The sequence below is a fragment of the Algoriphagus confluentis genome (genome assembly GCF_036245625.1).
Classification (GTDB): domain Bacteria; phylum Bacteroidota; class Bacteroidia; order Cytophagales; family Cyclobacteriaceae; genus Algoriphagus; species Algoriphagus confluentis.
This window is the reverse complement of record NZ_BTPD01000031.1, coordinates 1-2703: the sequence shown is the minus strand read 5'-3', so window position 1 is coordinate 2703 and position 2703 is coordinate 1. Positions and strand designations below refer to the sequence as shown.

Here is a 2703-nt window from a genome sequence, read left to right as displayed (position 1 = left end):
AACCTGGTCGTCTCCCAGGGCCCTATATGGAAGTCTCATCTTGAGGGGAGTTTCGCACTTAGATGCTTTCAGCGCTTATCTCTTCCCGACGTAGCTACCCGGCAGTGCAGTTGGCACCACAACCGGTACACCAGCGGTCAGTCCAACCCGGTCCTCTCGTACTAAGGTCAGGTCCTCGCAAACTTCCCACGCCCGCAACAGATAGGGACCGAACTGTCTCACGACGTTCTGAACCCAGCTCGCGTGCCACTTTAATCGGCGAACAGCCGAACCCTTGGGACCTTCTCCAGCCCCAGGATGTGACGAGCCGACATCGAGGTGCCAAACCTCCCCGTCGATATGAGCTCTTGGGGGAGATCAGCCTGTTATCCCCAGCGTACCTTTTATCCTTTGAGCGACGGCCCTTCCATTCAGAACCGCCGGATCACTATACCCGTGTTTCCACCCTGCTCGGCTTGTCGGCCTTACAGTCAAGCTCCCTTATGCTATTGCACTCCCCGTACGGTTACCAAGCGTACTGAGGGAACCTTTGGAAGCCTCCGTTATCCTTTTGGAGGCGACCACCCCAGTCAAACTACCCACCAAGCAATGTCCCCGCCACGGCGGGTTAGATACCAAGCAAACAAAGGGTGGTATTTCAACGGCGACTCCAAGAACACTGGCGTGCCCCCTTCACAGTCTCCCACCTATCCTACACATCGTTTGCCCAGTACCAATGCTAAGCTGCAGTAAAGGTGCATGGGGTCTTTCCGTCCCGTTGCGGGTACACGGCATCTTCACCGTGACTACAATTTCACCGAGCTCATGGCTGAGACAGCGCCCAGATCGTTACACCATTCGTGCAGGTCGGAACTTACCCGACAAGGAATTTCGCTACCTTAGGACCGTTATAGTTACGGCCGCCGTTTACTGGGGCTTCGATTCAATGCTTCGCTTGCGCTAACATCCCCTCTTAACCTTCCAGCACCGGGCAGGTGTCAGGCCTTATACCTAGTCTTTCAACTTCGCAAAGCCATGTGTTTTTGTTAAACAGTCGCCTGGGCCTCTTCACTGCGGCCCCCTTTGACAGGGGCGCCCCTTCTCCCGAAGTTACAGGGCCATTTTGCCGAGTTCCTTAGCCATGATTCACTCGAGCACCTTAGGATTCTCTCCTCGACCACCTGTGTCGGTTTGCGGTACGGGTACTCATACGCTTATCGCTAGAAGTTTTTCTTGGAAGCCCTTAGGGTCACTATCCGGTTGTCCTAAAACGCCCGGTACTATCACCTTCGGCTAGAACCACGCATTTTACTATGGATCCAATACCTACTGGCTTCAACGCGGTATTCCGTCACCGCGCGGACCTTTCATCACTCCGTCACTCCATCGCCTGTATGAGCAGTACGGGAATATTAACCCGTTGTCCATCGACTACCCCTCTCGGGTTCGCCTTAGGCCCCGACTAACCCTGATCCGATTAACGTTGATCAGGAAACCTGGGTCTTACGGTGGGCGGGTTTCTCGCCCGCCTTATCGTTACTTATGCCTACATTTGCTTTTCCAATCTCTCCAGCAAACCTTACAGTTCACCTTCGCCGATATTGGAATGCTCCCCTACCACTCGTATTGCTACGAATCCTTCGCTTCGGTACTAGATTTGATGCCCGATTATTATCGACGCCCTGTCGCTCGACCAGTGAGCTGTTACGCACTCTTTAAAGGAATAGCTGCTTCCAAGCTAACCTCCTGGCTGTCTCTGCAACTGGACCACCTTTGTTCAACTTAATCTAGATTTGGGGACCTTAGCGGAAGGTCTGGGTTCTTTCCCTCTCGGACTGGGACCTTAGCACCCCAGCCCTCACTGCCGTTTCAATATGATGGCATTCGGAGTTCGTCAGGATTTGGTAGGATGTGACTCCCCCTAGTCCTATCGGTAGCTCTACCTCCATCATACAATCCACGACGCTGTTCCTAAAAACATTTCGGGGAGTACGAGCTATTTCTCAGTTTGATTAGCCTTTCACCCCTACCCACAGCTCATCCGGAAGCTTTTCAACGCTTATCGGTTCGGTCCTCCATTCCGTGTTACCGGAACTTCAACCTGGCCATGGGTAGATCACTAAGTTTCGCGTCTACCCCCTCCGACTCAGCCGCCCTTTCAGACTCGCTTTCGCTCCGGGTACAGCACTGAATGCCTTACCCTTGCCGGAGAGGTGTAACTCGTAGGCTCATTATGCAAAAGGCACGCCGTCACCCCACTCAAGGGCTCCGACCGCTTGTAAGCGCACGGTTTCAGGTTCTATTTCACCCCGTTATTCACGGTACTTTTCACCTTTCCCTCACGGTACTCGTTCACTATCGGTCTCTCAGGAGTATTTAGCCTTACCAGATGGTGCTGGCAAATTCAACCGGGATTCCTCCGGTCCCGGCCTACTCAGGATACCCGCCCAATCAACAACCTTTCCAATACGGGACTCTCACCCTCTACCGTCGGCCTTCCCATGCCGTTCTCGTCAGTTTGTCAATCTTTATGCAGGTCCTATAACCCCGAACATGCCGTAACATATTCGGTTTGGGCTGTTCCGCTTTCGCTCGCCACTACTCACGGAATCACTGTTGTTTTCTCCTCCTATGGGTACTTAGATGTTTCAGTTCCCCACGTTCGCCTATCTTTCGATATAATCCGCATTACGCGGACTGGGTTGCCCCATTCGGAAATCTGCG

General features: G+C 53.2%; 1 rRNA gene. It reads right to left on the bottom strand.

The features are described from left to right. Positions 1–2703 (bottom strand): 23S ribosomal RNA (locus AAA943_RS21725); the annotation flags it as partial.